The sequence below is a fragment of the Bdellovibrio sp. BCCA genome, assembly GCF_037996825.1.
GTDB lineage: Bacteria > Bdellovibrionota > Bdellovibrionia > Bdellovibrionales > Bdellovibrionaceae > Bdellovibrio.
Window position 1 is genome coordinate 2,515,577 of record NZ_JBBNAC010000001.1, and the last position, 22,968, is coordinate 2,538,544.

Annotated in this window: 26 protein-coding genes and 1 tRNA gene; 15 read left to right on the forward strand and 12 right to left on the reverse strand. The window is 42.4% G+C overall.

Annotated features, from left to right (window positions below; all coding sequences use genetic code 11):
- Positions 1-62: 62 nt before the first annotated feature.
- The 3 genes from AAAA78_RS12230 to AAAA78_RS12240 all read left to right on the forward strand — a co-directional run bounded on the left by AAAA78_RS12230 (position 63) and on the right by AAAA78_RS12240 (position 4,338).
- On the forward strand, positions 63-896 hold the full coding sequence (locus tag AAAA78_RS12230) for a DUF6279 family lipoprotein (RefSeq protein WP_340592327.1): 834 nt from the start codon (positions 63-65) through the stop codon (positions 894-896).
- Between the two features lie 62 nt (positions 897-958).
- Positions 959-1,726 carry a protein-glutamine glutaminase family protein gene (locus tag AAAA78_RS12235; protein ID WP_340592328.1) on the forward strand — a complete coding sequence of 256 codons (768 nt, stop codon included), beginning with the start codon at positions 959-961 and terminating at the stop codon, positions 1,724-1,726.
- A 104-nt stretch (positions 1,727-1,830) separates the two neighbouring features.
- Positions 1,831-4,338 carry an ATP-binding protein gene (locus tag AAAA78_RS12240; protein WP_340592329.1) on the forward strand — a complete coding sequence of 836 codons (2,508 nt, stop codon included), beginning with the start codon at positions 1,831-1,833 and terminating at the stop codon, positions 4,336-4,338.
- Here AAAA78_RS12240 and AAAA78_RS12245 read toward each other — a convergent pair.
- The 4 genes from AAAA78_RS12245 to AAAA78_RS12260 form a co-directional block, all read right to left on the reverse strand.
- Positions 4,335-4,730, reverse strand: coding sequence for a group II truncated hemoglobin (locus AAAA78_RS12245; protein ID WP_340592330.1), 396 nt, complete (start codon positions 4,728-4,730; stop codon positions 4,335-4,337). The genes AAAA78_RS12240 and AAAA78_RS12245 overlap by 4 nt on opposite strands.
- A complete protein-coding gene (locus AAAA78_RS12250) occupies positions 4,731-5,186 on the reverse strand; it encodes a hypothetical protein (RefSeq protein ID WP_340592331.1) in 456 nt (151 codons plus the stop codon).
- Positions 5,187-5,297: 111 nt separating this feature from the next.
- The gene (locus AAAA78_RS12255) at positions 5,298-5,657 is read right to left on the reverse strand and encodes a DUF6404 family protein (protein WP_340592332.1); all 360 of its coding nucleotides are present in this window, start codon (positions 5,655-5,657) and stop codon (positions 5,298-5,300) included.
- Between the two features lie 8 nt (positions 5,658-5,665).
- On the reverse strand, positions 5,666-6,013 hold the full coding sequence (locus AAAA78_RS12260) for a nucleotide pyrophosphohydrolase (RefSeq protein WP_340592333.1): 348 nt from the start codon (positions 6,011-6,013) through the stop codon (positions 5,666-5,668).
- Between the two features lie 70 nt (positions 6,014-6,083).
- Here AAAA78_RS12260 and AAAA78_RS12265 point away from each other — a divergent pair, with 70 nt between their 5' ends.
- Positions 6,084-7,046 carry an alpha/beta fold hydrolase gene (locus AAAA78_RS12265; protein WP_340592334.1) on the forward strand — a complete coding sequence of 321 codons (963 nt, stop codon included), beginning with the start codon at positions 6,084-6,086 and terminating at the stop codon, positions 7,044-7,046.
- A gap of 266 nt (positions 7,047-7,312) precedes the next feature.
- On the opposite strand, the gene AAAA78_RS12270 is transcribed toward AAAA78_RS12265, so the two are convergent.
- Positions 7,313-7,501, reverse strand: a complete 189-nt coding sequence (locus tag AAAA78_RS12270; protein ID WP_340592335.1) for a hypothetical protein — start codon at positions 7,499-7,501, stop codon at positions 7,313-7,315.
- Between the two features lie 268 nt (positions 7,502-7,769).
- Between AAAA78_RS12270 and AAAA78_RS12275 the strand changes: the two genes are divergently transcribed.
- Genes AAAA78_RS12275 through AAAA78_RS12295 form a run of 5 tightly spaced genes read left to right on the forward strand, consistent with a single transcriptional unit; the run spans position 7,770 to position 11,194 of the window.
- The gene (locus tag AAAA78_RS12275; protein WP_340592336.1) at positions 7,770-8,678 is read left to right on the forward strand and encodes a type I restriction endonuclease; all 909 of its coding nucleotides are present in this window, start codon (positions 7,770-7,772) and stop codon (positions 8,676-8,678) included.
- Between the two features lie 51 nt (positions 8,679-8,729).
- Positions 8,730-9,188, forward strand: a complete 459-nt coding sequence (locus AAAA78_RS12280; protein WP_340592337.1) for a PH domain-containing protein — start codon at positions 8,730-8,732, stop codon at positions 9,186-9,188.
- On the forward strand, positions 9,185-10,225 hold the full coding sequence (locus tag AAAA78_RS12285) for a DUF4917 family protein (RefSeq protein WP_340592338.1): 1,041 nt from the start codon (positions 9,185-9,187) through the stop codon (positions 10,223-10,225). Before AAAA78_RS12280 ends, AAAA78_RS12285 begins: the two co-directional genes overlap by 4 nt.
- 5 nt (positions 10,226-10,230) lie before the next feature.
- On the forward strand, positions 10,231-10,743 hold the full coding sequence (locus AAAA78_RS12290) for a hypothetical protein (RefSeq protein WP_340592339.1): 513 nt from the start codon (positions 10,231-10,233) through the stop codon (positions 10,741-10,743).
- A gap of 40 nt (positions 10,744-10,783) precedes the next feature.
- Positions 10,784-11,194 (forward strand): hypothetical protein, encoded by a 411-nt coding sequence (locus tag AAAA78_RS12295; RefSeq protein WP_340592340.1) that lies wholly within the window; start codon positions 10,784-10,786, stop codon positions 11,192-11,194.
- Positions 11,195-11,704: 510 nt separating this feature from the next.
- On the opposite strand, the gene AAAA78_RS12300 is transcribed toward AAAA78_RS12295, so the two are convergent.
- The 3 genes from AAAA78_RS12300 to AAAA78_RS12310 form a co-directional block, all read right to left on the reverse strand.
- Positions 11,705-12,646 carry a retron St85 family RNA-directed DNA polymerase gene (locus AAAA78_RS12300; protein ID WP_340592341.1) on the reverse strand — a complete coding sequence of 314 codons (942 nt, stop codon included), beginning with the start codon at positions 12,644-12,646 and terminating at the stop codon, positions 11,705-11,707.
- Entirely contained in the window at positions 12,643-13,578 is a 936-nt protein-coding gene (locus tag AAAA78_RS12305; protein WP_340592342.1) for a retron St85 family effector protein, read from the reverse strand. Before AAAA78_RS12305 ends, AAAA78_RS12300 begins: the two co-directional genes overlap by 4 nt.
- 543 nt (positions 13,579-14,121) lie before the next feature.
- Positions 14,122-14,198: transfer RNA gene (locus AAAA78_RS12310), tRNA-Met, on the reverse strand.
- A gap of 214 nt (positions 14,199-14,412) precedes the next feature.
- On the opposite strand from AAAA78_RS12310, the gene AAAA78_RS12315 reads away from it, so the two are divergent.
- Entirely contained in the window at positions 14,413-15,861 is a 1,449-nt protein-coding gene (locus tag AAAA78_RS12315; protein ID WP_340592343.1) for a hypothetical protein, read from the forward strand.
- Positions 15,833-16,345 carry a hypothetical protein gene (locus tag AAAA78_RS12320; protein WP_340592344.1) on the forward strand — a complete coding sequence of 171 codons (513 nt, stop codon included), beginning with the start codon at positions 15,833-15,835 and terminating at the stop codon, positions 16,343-16,345. The genes AAAA78_RS12315 and AAAA78_RS12320 overlap by 29 nt, the downstream gene beginning before the upstream one ends.
- 17 nt (positions 16,346-16,362) lie before the next feature.
- Here the strand turns inward: AAAA78_RS12320 and AAAA78_RS12325 are convergent, their stop codons facing one another.
- Complete coding sequence (locus AAAA78_RS12325) at positions 16,363-16,809, reverse strand: hypothetical protein (protein ID WP_340592345.1); 447 nt, start codon at positions 16,807-16,809, stop codon at positions 16,363-16,365.
- A gap of 104 nt (positions 16,810-16,913) precedes the next feature.
- On the opposite strand from AAAA78_RS12325, the gene AAAA78_RS12330 reads away from it, so the two are divergent.
- Positions 16,914-17,522: a YiiX/YebB-like N1pC/P60 family cysteine hydrolase gene (locus AAAA78_RS12330; RefSeq protein ID WP_340592346.1), complete on the forward strand. Its 609-nt coding sequence runs from the start codon at positions 16,914-16,916 to the stop codon at positions 17,520-17,522.
- A gap of 23 nt (positions 17,523-17,545) precedes the next feature.
- On the opposite strand, the gene AAAA78_RS12335 is transcribed toward AAAA78_RS12330, so the two are convergent.
- Together AAAA78_RS12335 and AAAA78_RS12340 are read right to left on the reverse strand one after the other, a co-directional pair.
- Positions 17,546-18,280: a HEAT repeat domain-containing protein gene (locus AAAA78_RS12335; protein ID WP_340592347.1), complete on the reverse strand. Its 735-nt coding sequence runs from the start codon at positions 18,278-18,280 to the stop codon at positions 17,546-17,548.
- A gap of 3 nt (positions 18,281-18,283) precedes the next feature.
- Positions 18,284-19,111 (reverse strand): hypothetical protein, encoded by an 828-nt coding sequence (locus AAAA78_RS12340; protein ID WP_340592348.1) that lies wholly within the window; start codon positions 19,109-19,111, stop codon positions 18,284-18,286.
- Between the two features lie 234 nt (positions 19,112-19,345).
- Between AAAA78_RS12340 and AAAA78_RS12345 the strand changes: the two genes are divergently transcribed.
- Genes AAAA78_RS12345 through AAAA78_RS12355 form a run of 3 tightly spaced genes read left to right on the forward strand, consistent with a single transcriptional unit; the run spans position 19,346 to position 22,115 of the window.
- Complete coding sequence (locus AAAA78_RS12345) at positions 19,346-20,698, forward strand: dihydroorotase (protein WP_340592349.1); 1,353 nt, start codon at positions 19,346-19,348, stop codon at positions 20,696-20,698.
- Positions 20,698-21,288, forward strand: coding sequence for an inner membrane-spanning protein YciB (locus AAAA78_RS12350; RefSeq protein WP_340592350.1), 591 nt, complete (start codon positions 20,698-20,700; stop codon positions 21,286-21,288). Before AAAA78_RS12345 ends, AAAA78_RS12350 begins: the two co-directional genes overlap by 1 nt.
- On the forward strand, positions 21,285-22,115 hold the full coding sequence (locus AAAA78_RS12355) for a DUF6279 family lipoprotein (RefSeq protein WP_340592351.1): 831 nt from the start codon (positions 21,285-21,287) through the stop codon (positions 22,113-22,115). The genes AAAA78_RS12350 and AAAA78_RS12355 overlap by 4 nt, the downstream gene beginning before the upstream one ends.
- Here the strand turns inward: AAAA78_RS12355 and AAAA78_RS12360 are convergent.
- Positions 22,103-22,918, reverse strand: a complete 816-nt coding sequence (locus AAAA78_RS12360) for an enoyl-CoA hydratase-related protein (RefSeq protein WP_340592352.1) — start codon at positions 22,916-22,918, stop codon at positions 22,103-22,105. The two genes, AAAA78_RS12355 and AAAA78_RS12360, sit on opposite strands and share 13 nt — an antisense overlap.
- Between the last annotated feature and the right edge of the window lie 50 nt (positions 22,919-22,968).

Sequence of the window (22,968 nt, forward strand, 5' to 3'; positions counted from 1 at the left end):
TGCCTTCCGAAAGCGCCTCAGCTTGAGATTTTTTGCTAGGCTGAGTCTTCGAGGAGAATCGCATGCAAAAAATTTTGCTAATTATTGCCGTGAGCTTTTCGTGTCTGACTGCGTGCTCACGACTTGATATCGCCTACAATTGGGCGGACACGTTTATTGCCTCTAAAGTTGACGACTACTTTGATATTTCTTCCAAACAAAGCAAAGCCCTTAAAAAATCCCTGCAACAAGACTTTGAAAAAATGAAGACCGCCGTTCTTCCGGATTGGATCAATAACGCTAAAAAGCTTGAGCGGGATATTGCGCAAAATACATTAAACGAAAATAAAATCTCTAGCGTCTTTTCTTTGGTGATAAGAAATGTCGAGCACTTCACGTCTTATTTTACCGATACGGCTGTGAATTTTATCTCGTCAACAGATCCTCAACAATTGGCTTATTTTTCAAAAGCTTTTCATGAAAAGAATGATGAAGATTTAAAGAAATTCCGCGACACGAAAACATATCAGCGCGAATACAAAGAAAAATATTATAAGTACTTTAATATGTTCTTGGGTTCTTTAACGGATTCACAGAAGTCCCTGATTGAAAAACACATTCAAGAGTCTCCGTTTCCTTTGGAGCTTAAGATCAAAAACAAGGAATGGGTTTTTCAAAAGTTTATCAAAGAGTGCAAAACTCCAGAAAGCATGAAAGCGTTCGTGAGGGACTTTTATGCCCATCCAGAGGCTTACAATGATCCTGCCTACCAGGCGGCTTTTAAGGCTTACCAGAAAGATCTGCAAAACCTTGTAGTGAAAATTCTTTTAAGTCTGAACTCTGAGCAAAAGAAGGAACTCCTTCAGAACCTGCAAGAAAAGGTCGCTCAGCTGGAAAAAATCCGCAGACGTTCTTAATCGTCTCGTTTTAAAACACAATTCCCGTTATTTTTCTCTGTTATATTCCGAAAAGAACTGTGATGAAAATCTTCGCGGTTCTTTTTATTTTTTTGCTTTCATCAGCGAGTTTTGCCAAAGACGATCTAAAGTCTTTTGCTACAGGCCTGGATAAAACGCTTCGTCACTTAAACCGCTCTGATTCCCGACCTTGTGATGCCGAAAATTTGACGCCTTCTTCAGCTCGTTTGGTGAGCTACAAAGGTGCTCCGGCCACTGTTATGTCAGAAGAAGATGCCCAGGCTTTATTTACTGAACTTAAAAACAAAAAAGACATTCCCTATGACTTTTCATTGGCGGGTTGTGAGCAGCGTGCTCATGAGATGTCTCGGTTGATGTTATTAAAAGGGATTACGCCACTTAAAGGTTTTGCTTCGGTGGACGAAAATAAATCTCCCCGCTTGGAAATTCCTCACCCCAGAAAAAAAGGCGAACGCATTCGCTGGAAATATCACGTCGCTCCCGTTGTTTTAATTGAGAAAAAAGGCGAGCTTATTCCATTCACCATTGATCCTTCAATGGAAACGAAAGCTGTTCCCACCTCTCAATGGGTGGGGGACATGTCTAAGCACAATAAATCCATGAACGTGAAATTGCAGTTCACTCCGGCGAACCAATATGACGTCGACGGTCGTTTGCGCATAGATCCCCGTGATAAAGAGTTCAGTCAATCCAACCAAGAGTCTTTGCGTGAGTTTAAAAAATACAGCGAAGACCCTCGTGGTGAAGAAGAATGGATGTTCCAGCAGCAATTGATGGAAGATAAATTGAACTCGATGCCCGGCTATTGATTCTTCATGTCCAATGACATTCGTGACAATGACTTAACATAGTCATTTTTTTCTTTCACCCATAAGGATGATAGTTAAACTTAGGTATGTTTTAGGAGAGGATTGTGCGGATTCTCCATTATTTATCAGGCATCCTTTTGGTTTTAACTGTGGGACTTCTGATGTATGTCACAGAAGGCACCGAATACTATTTGCCCAATCCCGCGTCGCTTCTTGTTTTAGCTGTGATCTTTAGTTGCTTTTATGGCGGAATGGGGCCGGGCCTTTTTACAAGTACCGTGGCCTGGACTTATCTCGCTTACTTTCTTTCTCATAATGGCACTTTAAGCGAAGAAGCAACTCGACGACTTTCGATGTGGGCTATTTCACTTCCCTCCATCGCCGCCATCGTCGGTGTTCTTAAAAAACGTTCTGAAGCTCATTTTCTGAAAGAGCTCGGAGAACGAAATCTGCGCGAAAAACTTCTTCGGGAAAGTGAAGAGCGCACGCGGGCCATTATTAACTCGGCCCATGATTCATTTATCGCGATTGATACTGAAAGCCACATTCGTGAGTGGAATCCTCAAGCGGAAAGATCCTTTGGCTGGAAACGCGAAGAAGTTTTAGGACAATCTATTGCAAACGTGATTATTCCGGAAAAATATCGCGAGGCCCATTTTGCGGGACTGAAGCGCTATCTTGGCTCTGGCGAAGGTCCGATCTTAAACACCCGCATTGAAGTGCCCGCCATACATAAAGACGGCCACGAGTTGATCGTGGAACTTACCGTCTATCCGATTCAGCAAAAGGAGACGGTGATCTTTGGAGCCTTTCTTCATGACATCACAATAAGAAAAAAAACAGAGCAGTTAAGTCTGATTCAGTACTCCATCACGCGCATTCTGACAGATCGGAATAATTTAGCGGAAGCCATTCCGCCATTTCTAAAAGCCGTTGGGTCGGGACTCAATTGGCCTGTCACGGAACTTTGGCTTTCCGATAAAGAAAGAAAATATTTAACCATTGCTGGCTTATGGTCTTTATCTTCTGAGCTTGAAGATAGTTTCAAATCGGCAAATGCGTCTTTAAGAATTCCCCGCGAAGAAGGCCTTGTTGGAACTGTTTCCACAATCACGGCTTCCTTATGGCTATCTGCCAAAGATCGCCCGATGCCTCGCGCGGATTTTTTAAAACAAAATGGCATTCAAACTATTTTGTACTGCCCGATTTATGAAGGAACAGAACTTATTGGAACTCTGTTAATACATCATACAAGTGCCATGCCTTCGGATGTGCAGGTGTTAGATCTTATGAATGACATCGGAAAGCGCTTCGGACTTTTTGTTTTACGCCGTTGGGCGGAAGAAAAGCTGACACAGCTTTCAAAAGACCTTGAAGTCAAAGTTCAAAAACGAACAGAAGAGTTGGGAAATTTGAATAAGCAGCTTTCTCAAGAAGTGACCGAAAAACAGATTTTGTATGAGCAAGCGCAAACAGCGAACCGTCTTAAAGATGAGTTTTTAGCAACGATTTCTCATGAACTGCGAACGCCTATGAATGTGATCTTGGGACACAGTGAAATGCTTCACGATGAAGACTTAACGGAGTCTGAAAAACGAAAATCCATTGAGGCTATTTATCGAAACACCAAAGCGCAAGTGCATATTGTGAGCGATATCCTGGATGTTTCGCGCTTTATCACCGGCAAAGTGCAGCTCAATATGGAAGTCAATGATATGGCGGATATTATTTCCCTCTCTGTGGAATCTATTTTACCTGCAGCAAGTGCTAAAAATATTGAAGTCATTGAGAATATCGGAACTGATATTGGCCCTATTGCAGGTGACCCTACCCGTCTGCAACAAGTTCTTTGGAATTTACTTTCTAATGCGGTGAAGTTCACTCCTCGCCACGGGAAGATTTATGTTTCATTGGCAAAAGCGGAATCCAATGTGCAGATCACGGTGCGCGATACAGGGAAAGGTATTGATCCAAGTTTTTTGCCGTACGTCTTTGAACGCTTCCGTCAAGAAGATGCCACTACGACACGAAAATATGGCGGTCTGGGTTTGGGCCTTGCTATCACTCGCAGTATTGTTGAAGCTCATGGCGGAAATATTCAAGTCGCCAGTGAAGGTAAAGGCAAAGGTGCCACCTTTACGGTGATTTTCCCGATGACATCTTTAAAGAATCGCCCCGCGCCGAAAGATGATCACGATGTTGCGGTTAGTAAGAATCCTCTGAAAAACTTAAGTATTCTTATTGTCGACGATCAGGCTGATGCGCAAATTTTAGTGGGCACACTTTTAAAGAAAGCCGGAGCGAAGATTTATACGGCCTCTTCAGTCGCTGAAGCTTTTAAATCTTTGATCAAAAATCGTCCTGACGTTGTTCTCACCGATATCGGTATGCCCGAGCACGATGGCTATGACTTGATTCACATGATTCGCAAACTCTCTCCAGAAATGGGAGGAAATACGATCGTTATTGCGTTAACAGCTTATGCTCATGATGAGGATCACGAGCGTGCTTTAAAAGAAGGCTTTCAAGAACATCTTGCAAAACCTGTTGAAGGACGACTGCTCATTAAAACTATTGGCAAACTCACGGGCCGTTATAAACCGACGCACTAAGGCTCTTCTTGATTGCGCATATGATCGGCAAGTCTTAAAAGAGAATGTAAAAGTTCAGATCTGAGTGGCTCTGCGATTTTTAAATCATCAAAAGCTTGAACCATGCAAAGCATCCACTGATCGCGTTCGGATTTTCTGATTTCAAAAGGCATGTGTCTAGCGCGCAATCTTGGATGACCATAGCGTTGTTCAAAAAGACCCGGGCCACCAAGCCAGCCTGATAAAAACATAAAAAGTTTTTCTTCAGAGCCTCTGAGGTTTTCTGGATGCATGTCGCGCAAAGATTTTACCTCTGGCAAAGTGTCCATGATTTCATAAAAACGTTTTGTGATATTTCTTAAGACCGGTTCCCCGCCAAGAAGTTCGTAGGGCGTTTGTTGTTTTTGATTCACTTAGTGTTTCTCTTCCAAATAACTAAAATAGGCTTTGCAATAATCGGTTTCGGATTGCACGCGGTTGTAACGCACAGATTTATCCATCTTACGAGCGCTGCAACGACTGAGCGCTGGCCAAATCAATCCCGTCGGACGAGCTTTGATAATGTCAGCGAGCTCCTGCTTACAATCCCCGATCGCTTTATCCCAGATTGTTTTGCATAAGTCAGGCTCAAGTTTATAACAGGCGCCTTGCGGCGATTTTGAACCACAAGGCTCTTTGGCGAGGTCCTCTTCAATCATTTTAGGAGTCACCACCGCCGTCATAATGTAGATCAAAAAGATAATGACCGCTCCGGTTCCGATCCCCATGTCCCAATAAAGCGGACTGCGCGTTAAGCGCCAGATCGGGCGAACGATGATAAAAAGAAGGCCTACCACTAGAACTACACTGGATATAACTGTGCCTACCATAAGCTTATTATAAAATGTCTGTTTGCAATTGAAAGACAAATATTAGGGGTCGATAGGATCAAGCCACTTGGGTGTCAATTTGTTTTACTTTTTATTCAACTTTCTCGAGGTTTAACCCTTAAACTCTTCCCACGTAGTCAGACCGTATTTCTTTCTTTGGCTTTTGTAGTAGATGGCCATGGAAACTCCAAAGAGCACTCCCGCAAAAACGGACGCTGCGACTTGCAGGGAAATCGGCATATTATGACGACGCCAAGAAACAAAATGCATGGCAAGCCCCCACCCTGCCGCGAAGTTAATTCCCAAGGAAAGAGCGATTTGCCACATTTTGCAGAAAATGATCGGCGGAACATTTTGTCCCATGCTGATGAACATCACTGTCGGCGTTGTAGTATAAGCTCGCGGCATTTTCTTTTCTTGCGCATAGGCTTTAAAGATCGTGACTTTTTGTTCATGCGTGAGTGGTGACATAGACCTTCCTACTCGTTGTACTTTCTATTAGAGCCTTTGGCTTTTTCCACCGGGTACTTTTCAGCATTCTTCTGCATTTTGTTTTGCAAAGCTTCTGAAAGATCTATGGAGTTCATCTGTGCAAATCTTAGAACGAAGAAAAAGACATCCGCAAGCTCTTCAGAAACTTTTTGCCGGAACTCCGGCGTTTTCATTTTTTCCTGAACTTCAGCATCGGATTTAAAACGGAAAAGTTCCAAGAGTTCGTTGGCCTCAGTGGACATGCCAATGGCAAGGTCTTTTGGTGGGTGGAACTGGTCCCAGTCGCGGGCTTCGCAGAAGGATTTGATAAGTTGAGTTAGCTGTACAAGTTCCACCGGTTCTCCGTTTTTTAGAAAGAATAACTCCTTTCCTGGTTTTCTACAAACTGTGTGCTAAGCTTAAACAATGCAAAAAACGCTTTTGGCCGCTTTATTAATTTTCAACCTGCCTTTTTATAGTTTTGGAAAGATCATGCAGAAGACAGAACAGCTCAACGTGAGACAGAGCAAACAATGGATCTCGTATTTTGGAAATGACTCCGCAAAGACTGTGATCCTCTTTGTACACGGAGGGCCTGGCTCACCGCTGATGATGTTTTCAGAAAGTTTTGACAAGGAACTTGCGAAGAATTTTTTGGTGGTTCATTGGGATCAACGTGGTGCCGGAAAATCTTATACTCCCGAGGCGTTTAACAAGTCTTTAAGCTTGAAAGACTATGTCGCTGACGGATTAGAAGTCGTAAAACATCTTAAAGAAAAACTGCCAGGGAAGAAATTGATTTTGGTCGGCCACTCTTGGGGAACTGTGGTAGCTTCCCATATGGTAAAAGCAGAGCCCGATGCATTTGTTGCTTATGTTTCTGTCGGCACCGTGGTTGATTATGCCAAGGCCGACCAAATCAAATACGAATTCCTGCACAAAAATCATCCTGAGTTAAAAGCTCCGCCCTATGTGCATTGGGCGGATGCGATGCAAGTCAGTCAGCTTTTGATCAAAGCTCATCGTATTTTTCATGGAATTGCCCTTGATGAAGTTAATCGTGCTGCGGGTTCGGGTCATTTCTATTCTATGGACGATCTCAAGAATCAATCTTTGGGAGCACAGAAATCCTTTGAAGCTTTGATTCCGTTTTTAGAAAAATACAATGCGGCCTCCGCAGTTCCGACTTTGGATATTCCCACTTATTTTATTCAAGGGACTTTTGATCTAGCGACACCAACAGAGCTTGTGAAAAAATATTTCGATAAAACCTTGGCCCCTAAGGGGAAAGAATTTATTGAGTTTAAAAACTCCGCGCATTTTCCGATGTTTGAAGAGGCGGCTTTATTTGCTGAGACGATGAAGAAGGTGGGGTCTTTGAGGCCTTAAGGCCCCCAAGATTATTCGAGATGAGATAGACAAGAAATAACTGTCGAGTTCTCGAGATTCATACCGAAGATTTTTTCTTTTAGAGATGAAATCAGTTTCATCATTGAAGCCTCCTTTGTTTGTTATTGCTTCTTACGGCATATAATAACAAAAGATGGAGGCTTTTAATTCCCTCATTCAGCAAATTCGAATATGCGTGTTATGCATATATAAATGTATAATTATTCGTCACCGCTGTATAAAGGGCTAGTTTTTCAGCAATGTTTTTAGTCTTCTGACTTTTTGGGGAAAAGGTCTTCAACTTTCACATCGTTTTTTCGACGAACGCGGGGCTCTTTGCGTTCTTCTTCGTAGAACTCGCCTTGTAATCGGCGCATGGGCATTTGATCTAATTCTTTGATGATGTTGTAGAACTTTATTAATTGGTTTTTTAAGCTTGTGAGGACACGGATCATTCTGGGCTCCCTGGATAATGGAGTTAGTGTAAAATCAGAATGTCCGCTCATTGTTAAAATCTGCATGAAATTGTGAAATCCTAGACTGCCGAATAGGATGATGAATGCTTTCGAGAGCATCTTTCGGAATTCCAGAATTCTTTCCAGATTTCATCCACCATTCGTACTATCTGTTAAAATACGAACAAAACAAATTTGCCTTTATAATGAGCAAACTAAACTTTTTTATAAACAAACCGAAATGTACGCTGCAATAAGGAGCAGCTGAATGTCTAGAGAAACAAAACAGGACAGAATCATTCGTAATCTACTCGATCAAGCAACCGAGCATCTTCACGAACTAAAGAATCTCGATGCAAATCCAAATACAAAAGAGCTTGATGTTGAGAGATGGGCCCAGAGCTTTATTAGAAATTGCTTGGGCTATTCCGCTTCCGCTGGATACTCCATTCGTGCACAAGAAACTAAGGGAAAAATGCGTCCTGATTTAATTGTTCTCTTTAATGACAAACCTATCTTCGTCGTTGAAGTAAAGAAAATGGGTTTTGATCTTAATAAATCTGATTTCCGTTGCGGCAAAGTACAACTCAACGAATATCTAAACCTTATTGGAAATGTCCGTTGGGGAATGCTTACAAATGGGACTGAATGGAAACTTTACGACTTCTCACTCCCTGAGTACGGCGGAATTGAGATCGCAGCTTTTGATTTAAAATCGGAAGGTGACGTTCTCGATGTATCTAAAAAAGCCGTTGAAGAACAAGCTTATGAGTTTTTTGATTTCCATGAAAATTCATTCACTACGACGTCCTGGCCTGAGCTTTCAAAGGAAGCTATGGCATTTTCTCCGGAATCACTAGCGAAAGCGATCTTATCAACTGACGTTGTTAGATACATTGCCAAATATGTTCGTGGAGAGCATGAGTTTAAAGCAAATCACGAAATTTTAACGGACCGTCTCTATTGGTTACTTGAACAAGGTCTCAATGACGCCATCAAAGGATGGAATGATACGAAGGCTGCCGAAATCCAAAAATTCGTCAAAGCGCAGAAAAGAGCTTCCCGAAAAACAAAGAGATCTAGAAAATCTTCTGTAAGTACCGAGCCAGCCATTGCCACATCCGATGTGACATCGCCAGACACAGTTCTAGGCGAAGAAAACAAAACAGCGTCTTAAAAATGACTTCAACAAAAAACGTTACTTTTTCAATTATATAAAGGTTACAAAATGGCATTTAAACTACGAGACAACGAAGAAATTAAAATGAAAGCCACATTCCATTGGTCAGACTATCTTGTTGCAGGCTTCTGGGCATTCATTTGCACGCCTGGATTTTTTGTATCAATGGCTGACGATTCCAATCGCATGCCTTCACCTGTATTTTTTGCGATTGTTGCCTATGCTCCTTTGCTATACAAAATCCTCAAGAATAGATCAAAAAAATATTTAATAACAAATCAGCGTCTTTACATTGAAAACGGAATTTTAACAAAAACTGCAACAGATGTTCCCCTAAATAAAATCAATGATATTGCATTTTCTCAAAATTTTATCGAAAGACTTTTTGATGTTGGGAGTCTCAGCATCTTAACTGGGAACGATAAAGGAAATAACGTTAAAGGTATTGTCAATCCAGAAGGCTTTCGAGAATGCCTAAGTAAATACTGCAACCATAAAGCATCATGAAAAAAATAGAGCTTAAAAGATTTGACGACTGCATAAAATCGGCAGTCAGCAAGAAAAAGCATGTCTTACTGGGAAATGGCTTCAGTCGCGCTTGCAGAAATGAAGTATTCTCTTATGACTCTCTCTTCAAATCAGCGGACTTCAGTAGGCTTTCTGTTGAGGCAAAACAGATATTTCAACTACTAGATACGACGGATTTTGAAATCGTCATGAAGTCCTTAAATGTATCAGCGACTATTATGCCTATCTACGGCTGTGCTGCAGATATATCAAATCGCGCTCAATCGGACTCTGGTTTCTTGCGCAGCATTTTGGTCAACACAATTGCAAAACATCATCCTCCCTTACCATCTAGCATATCGGAAGAGGAGTATGCGAACTGCATAAAATTCTTATCAAACTTCGACAAAATATACTCTCTCAACTATGACCTTCTATTGTACTGGACACTTATGAAGCAAAGAGAGCTGGGAGGCTCAGAGAAAGACGATGGATTTCGAGATCCATCGGAAATTGAAAATGAGATATCTACCGAGGACGGGTATGTCGCATGGGCAAACGACACCCACGGACAAAATATTCACTATATTCACGGCGCACTTCATATATTTTACCAAAAAGCTCTCCTACAAAAATTCTGCTGGAGTAGAACAGGCACGCGTCTCTTAGAACAAATCGACACAGCCTTGAAGAGTGGAAAATTTCCCCTGATAGTAGCAGAAGGTACAGCAAATCAAAAACTCGAAAGAATTCAAAAGAGTAACTATTTAGGGTTTAACTTTCGAAGTCTCCGAAATTGTACTGGAACATTATTTACCTTTGGAGTTTCCTTTGGAGACGCTGACAAACATATTATGACGCAAATTCAAAAAAACACTCGCCTGGAAAAAATTTGTGTTTCGGTCTTTGGTGATATAGACAGTGAAAACAATCTTCAAATGATCCAGTCCCTTGAAACAATTACGAATGATCGTCCCGCTTCAAAACCGCTCACATTAGAGTTTTACGAAGCAAATTCCGCAAGGGTGTGGAAGTAATAAAAATGGTAGACAAACTTCAAAACTTCTTTTTTCTTTTTGGCGGTCTATTTGGGTACTATACGCTTTCTAGATTACAAGCTATGCGCCTTTACAACTTTGATATGCTATTTGAAAAAAATGGATCTCCGCCTTCCAGAGTCCTTTGTAGATATATTCTTGGAATAACCTCCAATATGCTAGTGGCAACTTGCATCTCATTTTCATGGCTATGGTTTAACTATTTGATTCCCCAAACAAAGATAGAATTTTCATTTATACAAGTGATTGCCGGAGCAAGTATTGTTATTTCATCCTCTTCAATTGTATTGGTAAGCCACAGACTCGTTGCCTCTTTAGCAATCTATTTTCAAAAACAGCTATTCTCTGACGACTATTTCGACAAAATTGACAGCGACTTAAACATCAAATCCAGATTCTTAACTCAAAGTAAAGCACACGCACACTTTAATGGTGCTGTCATTTTTTTGCTCCTACAATGTGGCTTCGGATACATCATGTCTTTTGCTTTTCTTTAGATTTCTTATAAGGATAATTTTTTATATTTGAGGGGTGAAAATGAGTAATTCTGCTATGTTCCCTTATGGGGAGAACAACCAATTTCAGTGTGAGTGTACTGCTCATTTAACCGTGCATATTACTAAGCAAGATGGCCACAATGAAACAGAAGAATTTTACTGTCCACGATGTGGTAAGGATTATAAAGCCAGAGCATCAATGCCTATAAGTGATATTCAAATCACTCCTCCTCTTCTCACAGATCCACTTGATCGGAAAATGGAAATCTCATCATATAAAAATAACCTTGAAAGGAAGGTTGAAGACTTGTCGGTAGAGGTCGCTCAGATGGATCAAAGAAGAGAAACGCTAAGCGTGGACGAGCAGCGCTATATGAATGCAAAGGAGAGTGAGATCAAAGACCTCCAAGCTCAGATTAATCGTCTGAAGAATATGTTTGCTCGCCTTTAATTAATTCGTGGGTGACAGCAAACGGTCACCCACGTTAGCCGATTAGAATTGAGTGAATCCAATCAGCCAAAATATGGCCACCATGTACGAAAAGCAAAAGCATACGATCCGGCATTCTTTGAAGAGAATTCCTGTGATGATCCTATTACAATGCTCAAAGCCGCAGCCGTCGTCGCTCCAAAATTAAGTATTAATAATCCGCCTATAATTACGAGTACGATGATTTCATCCATCAGTACATCCCTGAGTTACATATGCTCAAGAGGTCATCAGAAGTTATTGTCGTGGAAATATCACACATAAGTACCTTCTGACTGATAAGCAATTCTCTCGATATCTTCCTAAAGTACAAAAAGAAGCGGGAATTACTGAGCATATTATCTGTCACATCGCCAGACACATTTTCGGAGACTATCTTTGGAAATTAGTCTGAGAATATATGATTAATAGAGGACATACCCGCAACACCAGAAAGTCTTGTTCTCGAATTAAACGGTACATGCGATGCCCCTATTTCTTGACCCATTTGGCATCCCAATTGGCTGAATTTAATTTATTTTTCAGCTCATCTCCATATTTTGCAATAAGACTGCGATAAAAACCGCTCTCAATAGAATCAATATATGCAATTTCTCCAGCTAAAGATTTCATATGCTCCGGAGACAAATTTCCAGTCAACGCTCGATGAATTTTCGCTCTCAAAAATTTTTTTCTAACTCTACCAACACTTAAACTCGAATCGCTTGTAACTGTCACTCCAGTTATAATTACCTTCTTCTTTTTTGAAACGTGGACAGTTTTGGCTGTATTCAATTTTAATTTGAGATCCGTGAAGTCCGATAACACTGACATTATCTCCTTGTCACAGTCACTTAAACGATTCGGATACTCGGATGACAAACATATATCATCTGCGTAGCGTGTATATACAACGCCTCTATTTGCCATCCGTTCTGCAAACTCTTTATCAAATTCATACATAATCAAATTTGACAGAATCGGTGAAGATGGAGCACCTATAACGAGTTGTCCCTTCTTACAGCAAATATTTGTTATTAAAGTCAAATCACTTGCTGGTAAGTTAATTCCTCTCGCCTCTAAATTTCTCTTAAGCATTGATTGGATATTGTGAGCTTTGATAGACGGAAAGAAGTCGGAAAAATCAAACTTAACGAAATATTTGCTCCGCACATGCTGATTTGCATTATGAGCAATTCCTTTACCTTTTACATATGCTGTCGCCGCAGAGTGAACGGGCAACCTCGAAAACAACATCTCAATGAGCACGCGTTGAAGAAATTTTACTTCCTTTGATGGTTGTTCGACAGTTCGAGTGCCACCCTTCTTTTTCGGAATTTTATATACCTTATATCGATGTGATGCTGTATTGGCAAACGCCATCAATCCCCACTGAGTAAGTCCTGAAACCTCAGCTACCATTTCCAGAATCACAGCACAAACTCCTTAACTTGGAATAATTGAGGTCGAATTCTTTTATAATAACTTTTCACTTTGAGAAGAAGCACGTTCTCATCAATGTTTCTAAGTTCAACAAGTGGGTGGACGGCATTATTATTTTTCACCACCAATGAGCCATCGGCCTCGTAGATATCGACGTATTTAATTCCTTTAAGAATCCCAACGTAATCCCTTAGCTCACGAAACTCGAATTGCCCAAATAGATGCAAAATGACTTCTTTAAGATCTTCTATTGAAATAGCACCAAAAATATCGATGATCTTATAGATCAAATGGAGACGATGCCGATGATCCATTTCCTTGAAATTTTTTTGAAGAATTTTCTTTGAGCTTTTATTTGAACCGTTAATGCGCTCATGAAGACGAGTCCTAACACGATCAAATTCAATTACTTGGGCCTTAAAATCTATATGTACCTTCGTGCGAAAATCAGACTCTCGATCAATCAAATCAATGGGCCCTTTGTTCAAGAAAGAATCTTTTTGCTCGTCCCCGCAATTAACAATTAGAGTCTTTTTTCGTATTTCTTCACTTTTCGCAAAATAACCGACTTCGGCAAAAGACCCAGGGCTCTCAGGAAAGATAATCACGCAGTCGGAAATATCAGCTAAGATTTCTTCAAATAAGGCTATATTATTATAACGAATCTGATTGAGACCATCTGCAGACTCGGCGGCGGCTTCAGCTAACACTATTTCATAATCCGGGAGCTCTGTTGCTGCATAGGCAAGAAACTTGCTTCGAACAGAGAATATAGTAGTTTCCCCATTTTTTTTATCGTTACCACCGCAAACAAAAATAAAGGGTCTATTATATCTTAGGAAAGCCTTTTCACTGCATAATGCATTTTTCAACTCGCTCAACAATGCACTTGCAGTATTATTGGTGGCTAAATTTTCAAACATCAAAAATATCTCTTACATTAAGAGCGCCAAATTTTAGCGGAAGGTTTCGTAGAAAGCTTTCGCTATAATTTGGCGGTAAAATCTAATCAATCCATCACGGCCTGGTGAAACACCCGGCACAGAACTTAACAAAAAAAACGAAAAGTTCTCCCTAAGAGATATAAACATTTTTAAATATATCGAGGCCACCGTCAATGTCTGTAAACAAAATGAGAGCAACAAACTTAGACTTTTGTCTATGGTTCGAGCTCTTAAATAACGCACACGAAGGCGACAAGCTTGCTCTGCAAGCTTTAGGCGGATGGAAAACGTCTCGCCAGCCAGAGCGCTACAAAGATTCTCTCCAGTGTAGGGCAGAACGGCCTTCGACAAGATCGAAAGCAAAGGCAAACTGATCCTATTCAAAGCAAGTAATTACCTGCCACCTCATTGCATTTTGATGGTAAATCGCCGATCAGCCTAATCGCAACACCCATTCAAAAATTGTAAGTCATTGAATTTTGGGCAAAAAAAAAGCCCGGCGATTGCCAGGCATTTTAAAATTGGTAGTGAGAGGCGGACTTGAACCGCCGACCTACGGATTATGATTCCGTTGCTCTAACCAGCTGAGCTACCCCACCACACGAATCACAGAAATTGCGTTTTGGCGCAAAATGCGTGAAGCAGGATTTTTAATTGGGGACGTGCATTATGTCAATCCTGGGCTTTGCGTTAAATTACGTTTTTTGAAATATGCTGAATATTCCAAAGTTTCCTCGCCTTAGGTCTTGACCTTACCCCCTATTCCGCCGTGCAATTACAGATGATGTAAGAAAACCACGGAGGGGGACTTATATGAAAAAACTGATGATGGCACTTGCGGTGCCAGCGCTACTTATTGGCTGTTCTAAGGACGATAAATCTAAAAAGCCAACTTCAATGCAGCCCACGACTTTTTCAAGTCTGTTCTGGGTACAACAAACAAACCTTATCACAATCAAAACTGTTGATGACCAGCCTCTTGCGGGTGCTCAAATTTTGATCGGCGATGCCTTGAATGCTCCTTTTTCAGGCAACTTCCTGACGACGGATGCAAATGGTCAGGTGGAGCTTCCAGCGGGATGGACTTCGGCTCAAGCAGTCACAGTTCAAGCTCCGGGCTATATGCGCACGACTTATATGGCGCAAGAGCCAGGCGCTTTGACGATCAAACTTCGCGCAGTGTCTTCAAAGGTTCAGCACGAAGTGCGTGGCGGAACTCAAGGTCTTCCGATCCAAGATAAAGATGGCTTTGTCGACTTCGGACTTGTGATGCCTGCATTTACGAAACAAGACATGCTGGCTTTCGATATTAATAATGTTATCAGCCCGCAGTACGATCGCATTTCAGCGATGGGCCAAGACATCGATGTTCCGGCGAATATCTCTTTGCCAAAACAAAGCGAAAAGTATTCTTTGTTCACAATCACTTTGGATAAACCAACGTATCGCATTTACTACGGACAACCCGGCATCAGTCGCGTGTTCGCAGCTCGCGGTCGTTTCCCGTTTAAATCTACAGTGGATGCTTTGCGTGGCGGAGCTGAGTTCTACGAACTTATCAACGATTTCAAAATCAACGGTGGAGCCGTTCGCGACATCGAAATCAAATCCGGCCAAACAAAATTGGATATGCCAACTCGCGAGTTGAACTTCTCAGAACCAAAAAATCTGACAGCTCCTCAATATCGCGCAGATGAAATGTTCATCGCCGTCGGCGTAGCGAACCAATCCGGCTACCTCATCCCGACAGATGTGAAAAAACTCGCACAAGGTCAGAAAATGGCTTTGAATACGCTGCCTGGCTCTGAGCAACTTGTTTTGGGTGTTCTAAAAAAATCAGCTGACATGAAAAGCGGCGGAGATCGTATGAGTGCGACCCTGCTTCCTTTTGCAGCAGGTGCGACTCCGTCAATGCTTCCTTTGATCCCTGATCCAACGATCCAAGGTGATGAGATCTTGATGCCGAAGTTTAGCTCTGTGGCGGGTGTAAATCCGATTGCGACTTACTCTGTGCTTTCTAAAGAAGAGGAAGTTCAGCAAGGTAACGCGAAAGTGAAAATCTATATGCCTCAATGGGAAGTGTACGCACAAAACTGGCTTGAGCGTATGAAACTGCCCCAATGGCCAAGTGACTCTGCGATTCCTGGTAAAAAACGCTGGGAAGTAAACTTCGTCGGCAGCCAAACTGCTTCACAAGCAGCCCTCGGACCTGCTATGATCGAAGCCGCAACACATGTTACACACAGCTCAATCTCTTTCTAGAAAAATACTTCTTGGACTTGTGATTATCACAGGCTGCACTCTTTTTGGGTGCAGCTTGTTCGACAAGAAACCTTCTGCCCATGCCCGCATGGGACAAATCAACAAACAAAAAGTTTTCTTCGCCACCTACGACCAAGTGTGGAGAGCCGCTCACGCTGTTCTTAAATATCCTATCGCTCAAGAAAATCAGGACACCGGTGTTATCGAAACCGAATACATCAAAGGCATCGACGGCTGGCTTCCACCAAATGAACAACGTCCTCCATCAAGCGGCATTCGCTACAAGTTGACGCTGACATTTGCCAAAGGAAAAACCGAAGGCCGCGAATCCGTGCGCGTGACGGTTGATAAAAGAATGGAAATTCTAAGAGATTTCTTTTCAGAACCAGAAACCATGGAATCCGATGGCCTTGAAGAGAAGATCATCTTCTATCGCATCGAACGCGAGCTTATCGTTAACGACGCTCTTAAGCGCGCGAATTAAAAAACATACCCCAAGAACTATTCTGCATCCGGGCCTTCGTGTTGTTCGCTGTCACTGTCTGAATCATCAGAATCGTCTGGCGGAAGCTCGGCCTTCGTTTTCGTCAAAGTGGGATCTTGCACAGAAGAAGGAGTCTTCGCCAAAACCGTATTGCAAGAAGCTTTTACTCTGAAAAAATGCTTCCACATTTCTTCATCGGCTTTTCCTTTGATCTCGGGTTCTTGCAACTCGGAACCCATGTACGAACTGAATTTAGCAAATTCCTTAAGATGTTTTAACTTGCGAGGGATTTTGCGTTCTCCGTCACATTCGCCCTGAGACGCTTTTCCACCTTCCGCAATAAAGCTGAAAGCTTTCGGAGGAGTTTTTCTTTTCGCCAATGCAAAAGAGCTTGGATTCACCATAGGATGAAGAAGCAATACACTGACAAAGATCACTGTTTTTTTAAATTTTAGATTCCACATATGCAAAAATGCTAACAGAGATAACCTTTAATGACAAAGTATCTTGATTAACCGCTCGTTTACGTCCTATTTTTATTTCTAACGTTTTTACCTGGAGACAAAAAATGAAAATTTCGATTCTTGTTTTGCTCTCTTTTATTTGTTTTGGATTTAACTCAGCTTTTGCCGTCACTTATCAAGACGGCGACTTGATTTTTCATGAAAGCCAGGGACCTCAAACCAAAGCAATCCAGGAAGCCACGGGTTCAAAGTGGACTCACGTGGGAATGCTCTTTTTAAAACAAAATCAATGGCAGGTTGCGGAGGCCGTACAGCCGGTACGATTCACTTCGCTGTCTTCTTTTATTTCTCGTGGCAAAAATGGCGCTTACAGAATTTATCGTGTCCCTGGACTTAAAGAGGCGCAAAAACAAGATTTACGTAAACAGGTCGAAGCGTTTATGGGACGCGACTATGATATCTGGTTTGAGTGGTCTGATGATTTAATTTACTGCTCGGAACTTGTTTACAAATCTTTCTTTCGTGCGACCGGAATTGAAGTGGGCCAAGTACAAAAGTTTCGTGATTTAAGACTTGATGGACCCTACGTGAAAGAACTGATTCGCCAACGCGTAGAAAATACGGGGCGAGAGCTTGATTTAAATGAACCCATCATCACGCCTGTGGCGCAGATTCGCGATACTAAGCTTGTATTAGTGGAAGAAAAAAAATAGGCCTAAAAACACAGGCCTTGCAATTAAAGTTCGATTTTTTCTTTCTTAACGTAGTCTTTCCACATCCCAACAAGAGCGGACTTGGTGACTTTGCCTTCGCCAAGTTTTACGCCTGTGAGTTTTTCAAGACCACGGATAGCCGGGATATGAAGACGGTCGTCTTTATCAGATAACAATCCCGCAAAGATTTTAGTTTCACGATCTAAAGGTTTCTTCGCCAAAACTTCCACGATCTGATGGCGGATCCAAAGACTTTGTGCGTTTTTAAAATTGTAACCTTGATTGAGTTCTTCCCACAAAAGATCACGAACATCCGAAGAGGCTGATTTCTCTAAAACCCCAACGGCTGCGGAACGAACAACCAAAGCCTTATCTTTCAGAAGTTTTTGCGCAAGCTTCTCCCCTTGAGAGGGATTCACTTCACTCAACGCCACAAGAGCCGCGTTACGCATGTACCAATATTTATGATTGGAAGCTTTTAAAAGATCGGGAGTCGATTTCTCGCCACGAGCCTCGGCTGCCGCCATCAAAGCGCGCCAACGCATGTTCATGGGTTGTTCTTCGTTAAATGCGACAGAGATAAAGTTCTGATAATACTTATCGCCCTGACCTTGAATCACCATGCGACGGTTTTCACTAGGAAGCTTAAGAACTTCCACCGCCGAAGTTAAAGTACTAGATGAAGGTTTAGCTCCGACTGCGAAAGCACTTGAAGATAATCCCGCAACTACAACGGACACAAGAATAATCTTATTCATAGCCTAACTCTTTTTTGATACGAAGTTTTCAAACTCATTCATCAACTTATCGGATTCATCGTTACCAGATTTCGCGGCTTCACTGCCGTCACCGGCTTTTTCAGCGGCTTTATCTAAAGCTTTTTGACCTTCAACGGCTGCGGCAAATTCTCTCATCAACTCATCATCGATCAAATCAGATGAAGGTTCTTGCGCCTGAGTTTCTTGAGCATCTGCCACTTCAGGAACTGGCGCTGGCGCTGGCTCTGGTTCCGGTGCCGCTTCTACTTTCGGAGCTTCAGGAGCTGGCGCTGCCGCCGCGGCCGCTGGTTTTGCGCCGCCTGCTTTAAGGCCTTCTAATTCTTTTTTTAATTGATCATTTTCTTCGCGATAACGAGAAAGGTCGGCGATATCTTCACTGATGATTTCGTATTCAGCCAGACGCGCTTCTAAATCACGAACTTTACCTGCAAGTTCATCGTTGGCAGCAGAATTGGCTCCGCCTTCAGAAACACCCGCTGCCGGAGCACCACCTGATGCCGCAGCTTCTTCTGCAGCCGTTAATGCTTCTTTTAATTGTTTTTGCAGAGTTTCAATTTTTTGATGGCTTTCAGTTAAAGACAAACGAAGCTGTGACACTTCCGCGGCAGATTCTCCAGACGCTACCGCAGCACCAGTTGCTTTCAAAGAAGACGCTGATGATTTTTCCATTTCATCTAAGTCTACATCCAAACCAAAATCTTCAGACGCTCCACCACCGTTGCGTGCCGCAGGTTTTCCTGACTGCGCTTGATTGTCGAGAATCTTCTGCAATGTTTTTTCAAGTTGAGCCGCGTCGAGACCGTGGCCCAAATCTGAACCTCCCTCGCTGGACTTTTTCGCAAAAAAACTGCGATACGCCAGGAAAAGAGAGAGAATTAGAACGAGCGCAACGAGGCCCTCGATGATGACGGTATTATGCTGATCCCAAAAGGAGAGAAATGTATCAAATGTCACAATTCAAATTCTCACCTATCCTAGAGGCCCCGTCAACGCTAGACCTTCGATAGAGTATAGTGGTATGGTTTTTTGAATCCGAGGTGATACATGTCTCAGCGCCCTTTTGATCTTCTTATTCAAGGTGGAATCTGCTTACTCCCCCATCCTTCGGGAACTGGCTTGATCGAACAACAGGCCGATATTGGGATTCTAGATGGCCGCATCGAAAAAATTCGCGACTCTATTACAGATCCTGCTGTCAGAACGATTAAAGCGGAGGGATTGCATGTCCTTCCCGGCATTATCGATAGCCAGGTTCATTTTCGCGAGCCAGGTCTCACGCACAAAGAAGATCTAGAAACGGGAACCAAGGCCGCGATCTTAGGTGGAGTTACGAGTATTTTTGAAATGCCGAACACCAACCCACCAACGACCACGAAAGAAGCTTTCGCCGAGAAACTTCAAAGAGCCCAAGGTCGAGCTCACAGCAACTATGCTTTTTTTATTGGCGGGTCTCATGACAATGTCGACCAATTGGCAGAGCTTGAAAAATTACCTCATTGTTCTGGCATTAAGATTTTTATGGGAAGTTCCACGGGAAATCTTTTGGTGGAAGATGACGAAACACTCGAAAGAATTTTGCGCCAAGGCACTCGCCGTGTGATTTTTCATAGCGAAGATGAAATGCGTCTGCGCGAAAGAAAGCATATCGCGGTTGACATGGCCGATCCGCACTATCATCCGGTGTGGAGAGATGTTGAAACAGCTGTGAATTCAACAACAAGACTTTTGCGTTTAGCACGCAAAACCGGGCGCCGTATCCATGTCCTTCATGTCTCTACAGGTGAAGAGATGGATCTTTTAAAAGATCAAAAAGATATTGCGACTGTCGAAGTTCTTCCGCAACATCTAACACTTTATGCGCCTGATTGTTACGATCGCTTGGGAACTTACGCTCAACAAAATCCACCGATCCGTGAAAAGCGGCATTTAGATCGCATTTGGAAAGCGGTTTTGGATGGCACAGTGGACGTGATTGGTTCAGATCATGCTCCGCACACACGCGAAGAAAAAGAGCGTCCTTATCCGCAAAGTCCTTCGGGAGTTCCCGGAGTGCAAACACTCCTTCCGATCATGCTGAATCACGTTCATGAGGGGCGTCTGACTTTACGTCGTTTTGTAGAGATGGTAACGGAAAATCCTTGTCGCGTTTTTGGAATCAAAAACAAAGGCCGTCTTCGCCAGGGTTTTGACGCTGATATCACTTTGGTTGATTTGAATAAAACAAAGACCATTGATAATTCTTGGATCGCCAGTCGCTGTGGATGGACTCCGTTTCACGGCATGTCTGTGACAGGATGGATGACTCACACGATAGCGGGCGGTCATCTTGTGATGGAAAACGATCAAGTGCTGATGCTTCCGCAAGGAAAACCCGTTAACTTTTTGGAAACGAATTAATGCAACCGAATTCTTCCGCCAGTCCGAAAGCTCAAGCCGCCAGTCTTTTCTTTGCGGGTCTTCTTCCCGTTATCGCCTTTACTTTGATTGAAGAGTATTATGGAACCGTGGCCGGTCTTATTGCCGGGATGGTTTTTGGTGTCGGTGAAATTTCTTGGGAACTTTATAAATATAAAAAAGTTCAAAAGCTCACTTGGTTCGGAAACGGAATGCTTTTTATTCTCGGAGGCATTTCACTAATTTCGTCTGAAGGTCTTTGGTTTAAACTTCAACCCGCTTTGATGGAAGGATTTTTCGCTTTGATCTTGTGGGGCTCCGTCATTATGAAAAAACCTTTGTTCGTGTATCTCGCTGAACAACAAGGTCATCAGTTTCCGGATATTGTCAAAACCCGGATGAATGGTATCACGATTCGCTCTGGATTTTTCTTTGCTATTCACACAGGACTTGCCGTTTGGGCCGCACTGGCATGGAGCACGACGGCCTGGGCTCTGCTCAAAGGTATTGGTCTTACCGTAAGTTTCATTCTGTATCTTATCATGGAGGGTTTTCTCTTAAGGAGAGCCGTTTTAAAACAAAAGGCAGAATGAGATATGCATTACTGATTTTTTTTGTCATAGCTTTAAGTGCCTGCAACAGATCGGATATTTTCTTCCGATTTGCTGATGATCTTGCTGTTTCCAAAACAGATGACTATTTCAATCTTACAAGTGAACAACGCGACGATCTTCGTAAAGACGTGCAAAAGGACATTCAGAATATCAAAAAAGAACTTTTGCCTCAAGTCGCAAAAACTTTGCGAGAGATCGAACCTGAAGTTCAAAAAGACAAACCCAATGCCGAGCTGATCTCTCGCCATTTTGATGAATTTCAGAATTATTTTAAAAAAGTTTCCGCTTACTTTAAAAACACCGCTGTCAAAGTTTCGTTGAAACTTAAATCTGATCAATACACTCACTTCGCCAAAGAACTTCGAGACGAGATCAAAGAAACTGAAAGCAGCAATGAGCTTCCTGAAGATTCCTTAAATCAAACCTTTAAACGCTATCGCAGGTCGATTGAATTTTGGATCGGCGGCCTTTCAAATGATCAGAAAGAAAAGATTAAGAAATTTATCAGCACTCATCCTTATCCATGGCGATTGCAAAACCAGAGCAAAGAATTTGTCTTAAAGCAGTTTTTGGATTCTAAAGAAAATCCCGAGAAATTAAAAAAATTCGTAGCGGATTTTTACGACGATTTTGAAGCCGTAAGACTTCCGGCCTACACGACAGCCCTCAACGAACATACAAAGGCTTTTCAGAGATTTCTCATTGAAGAATTCTGGCAAAGCCTTTCAAAAGAACAAAAAAAGAATTTAAAAGAAAATCTTTTAGCGCGCGCAGAAGAACTCGAAAAGATTTCTCAGCGCCCTTGAAAGTCCGGAGACTTTTTATCTTTCATTGCTTGCAACGCCGTAAAATGATCTTCCGTTCTTTGCGTGATCCCCTGATAAGCCGCGGACAAATCCAAAATCGTATTGAGATCACTCAAATACGCCATCTTCATCGCTTTCTTTGTCATTTGCACGGCTACTGGTGCATTGGCTGCGATTTTATCGGCGATCTTTTGTGTTTCAGCTTCTAAAACATCTTCCCCAACAAAATAATTCAAAAGCCCCCATTGATACGCTTCTTCCCCAGCCACAAGATCGCCTGTTAAAGACATCTGCATGGCTTTAGAAAAGCCGATCACGCGTTGAAGGAAGAACGTCCCGCCATCGCCAGGAATAAGTCCTAGTTTCACGAACGTCTCACCGAATTTGGATTTCGCAGTTCCCACTCGCAAATCACACATCATTGCAAGATCACAGCCTGCTCCAATCGCAGGACCATTCACCATTGCAATCACCGGAGTTGAAAGTTCTTCGATACATTTAGGAATTTGTTGAATACCGTGAATGTAGCGCATACGAAGTTCGTTGCCTTCGCCTGCGAACATGCCGGTTTTATTTTGCATGGCTTTGACATCGCCACCGGCACAGAACGTAGGGCCCTCGCCTTTAAGAACAATCACACGCACGGCCGGATCAAAATCAGCATGTTTTAAAACGCGCGTAAGAGAGTCGACCATTTCTAAAGAAATCGCATTGCTTTGTTCTGGATTATTGAGCGTCACCCACAGAATGTGCGAAGACAAAGACAACTTGAGATGCTGGAATGCTTGAGAATAGAACGACATAAGACTTCTCCCCTGTTCAAATTGAAACAGAAGCAAAGTGCTTTGTGAAT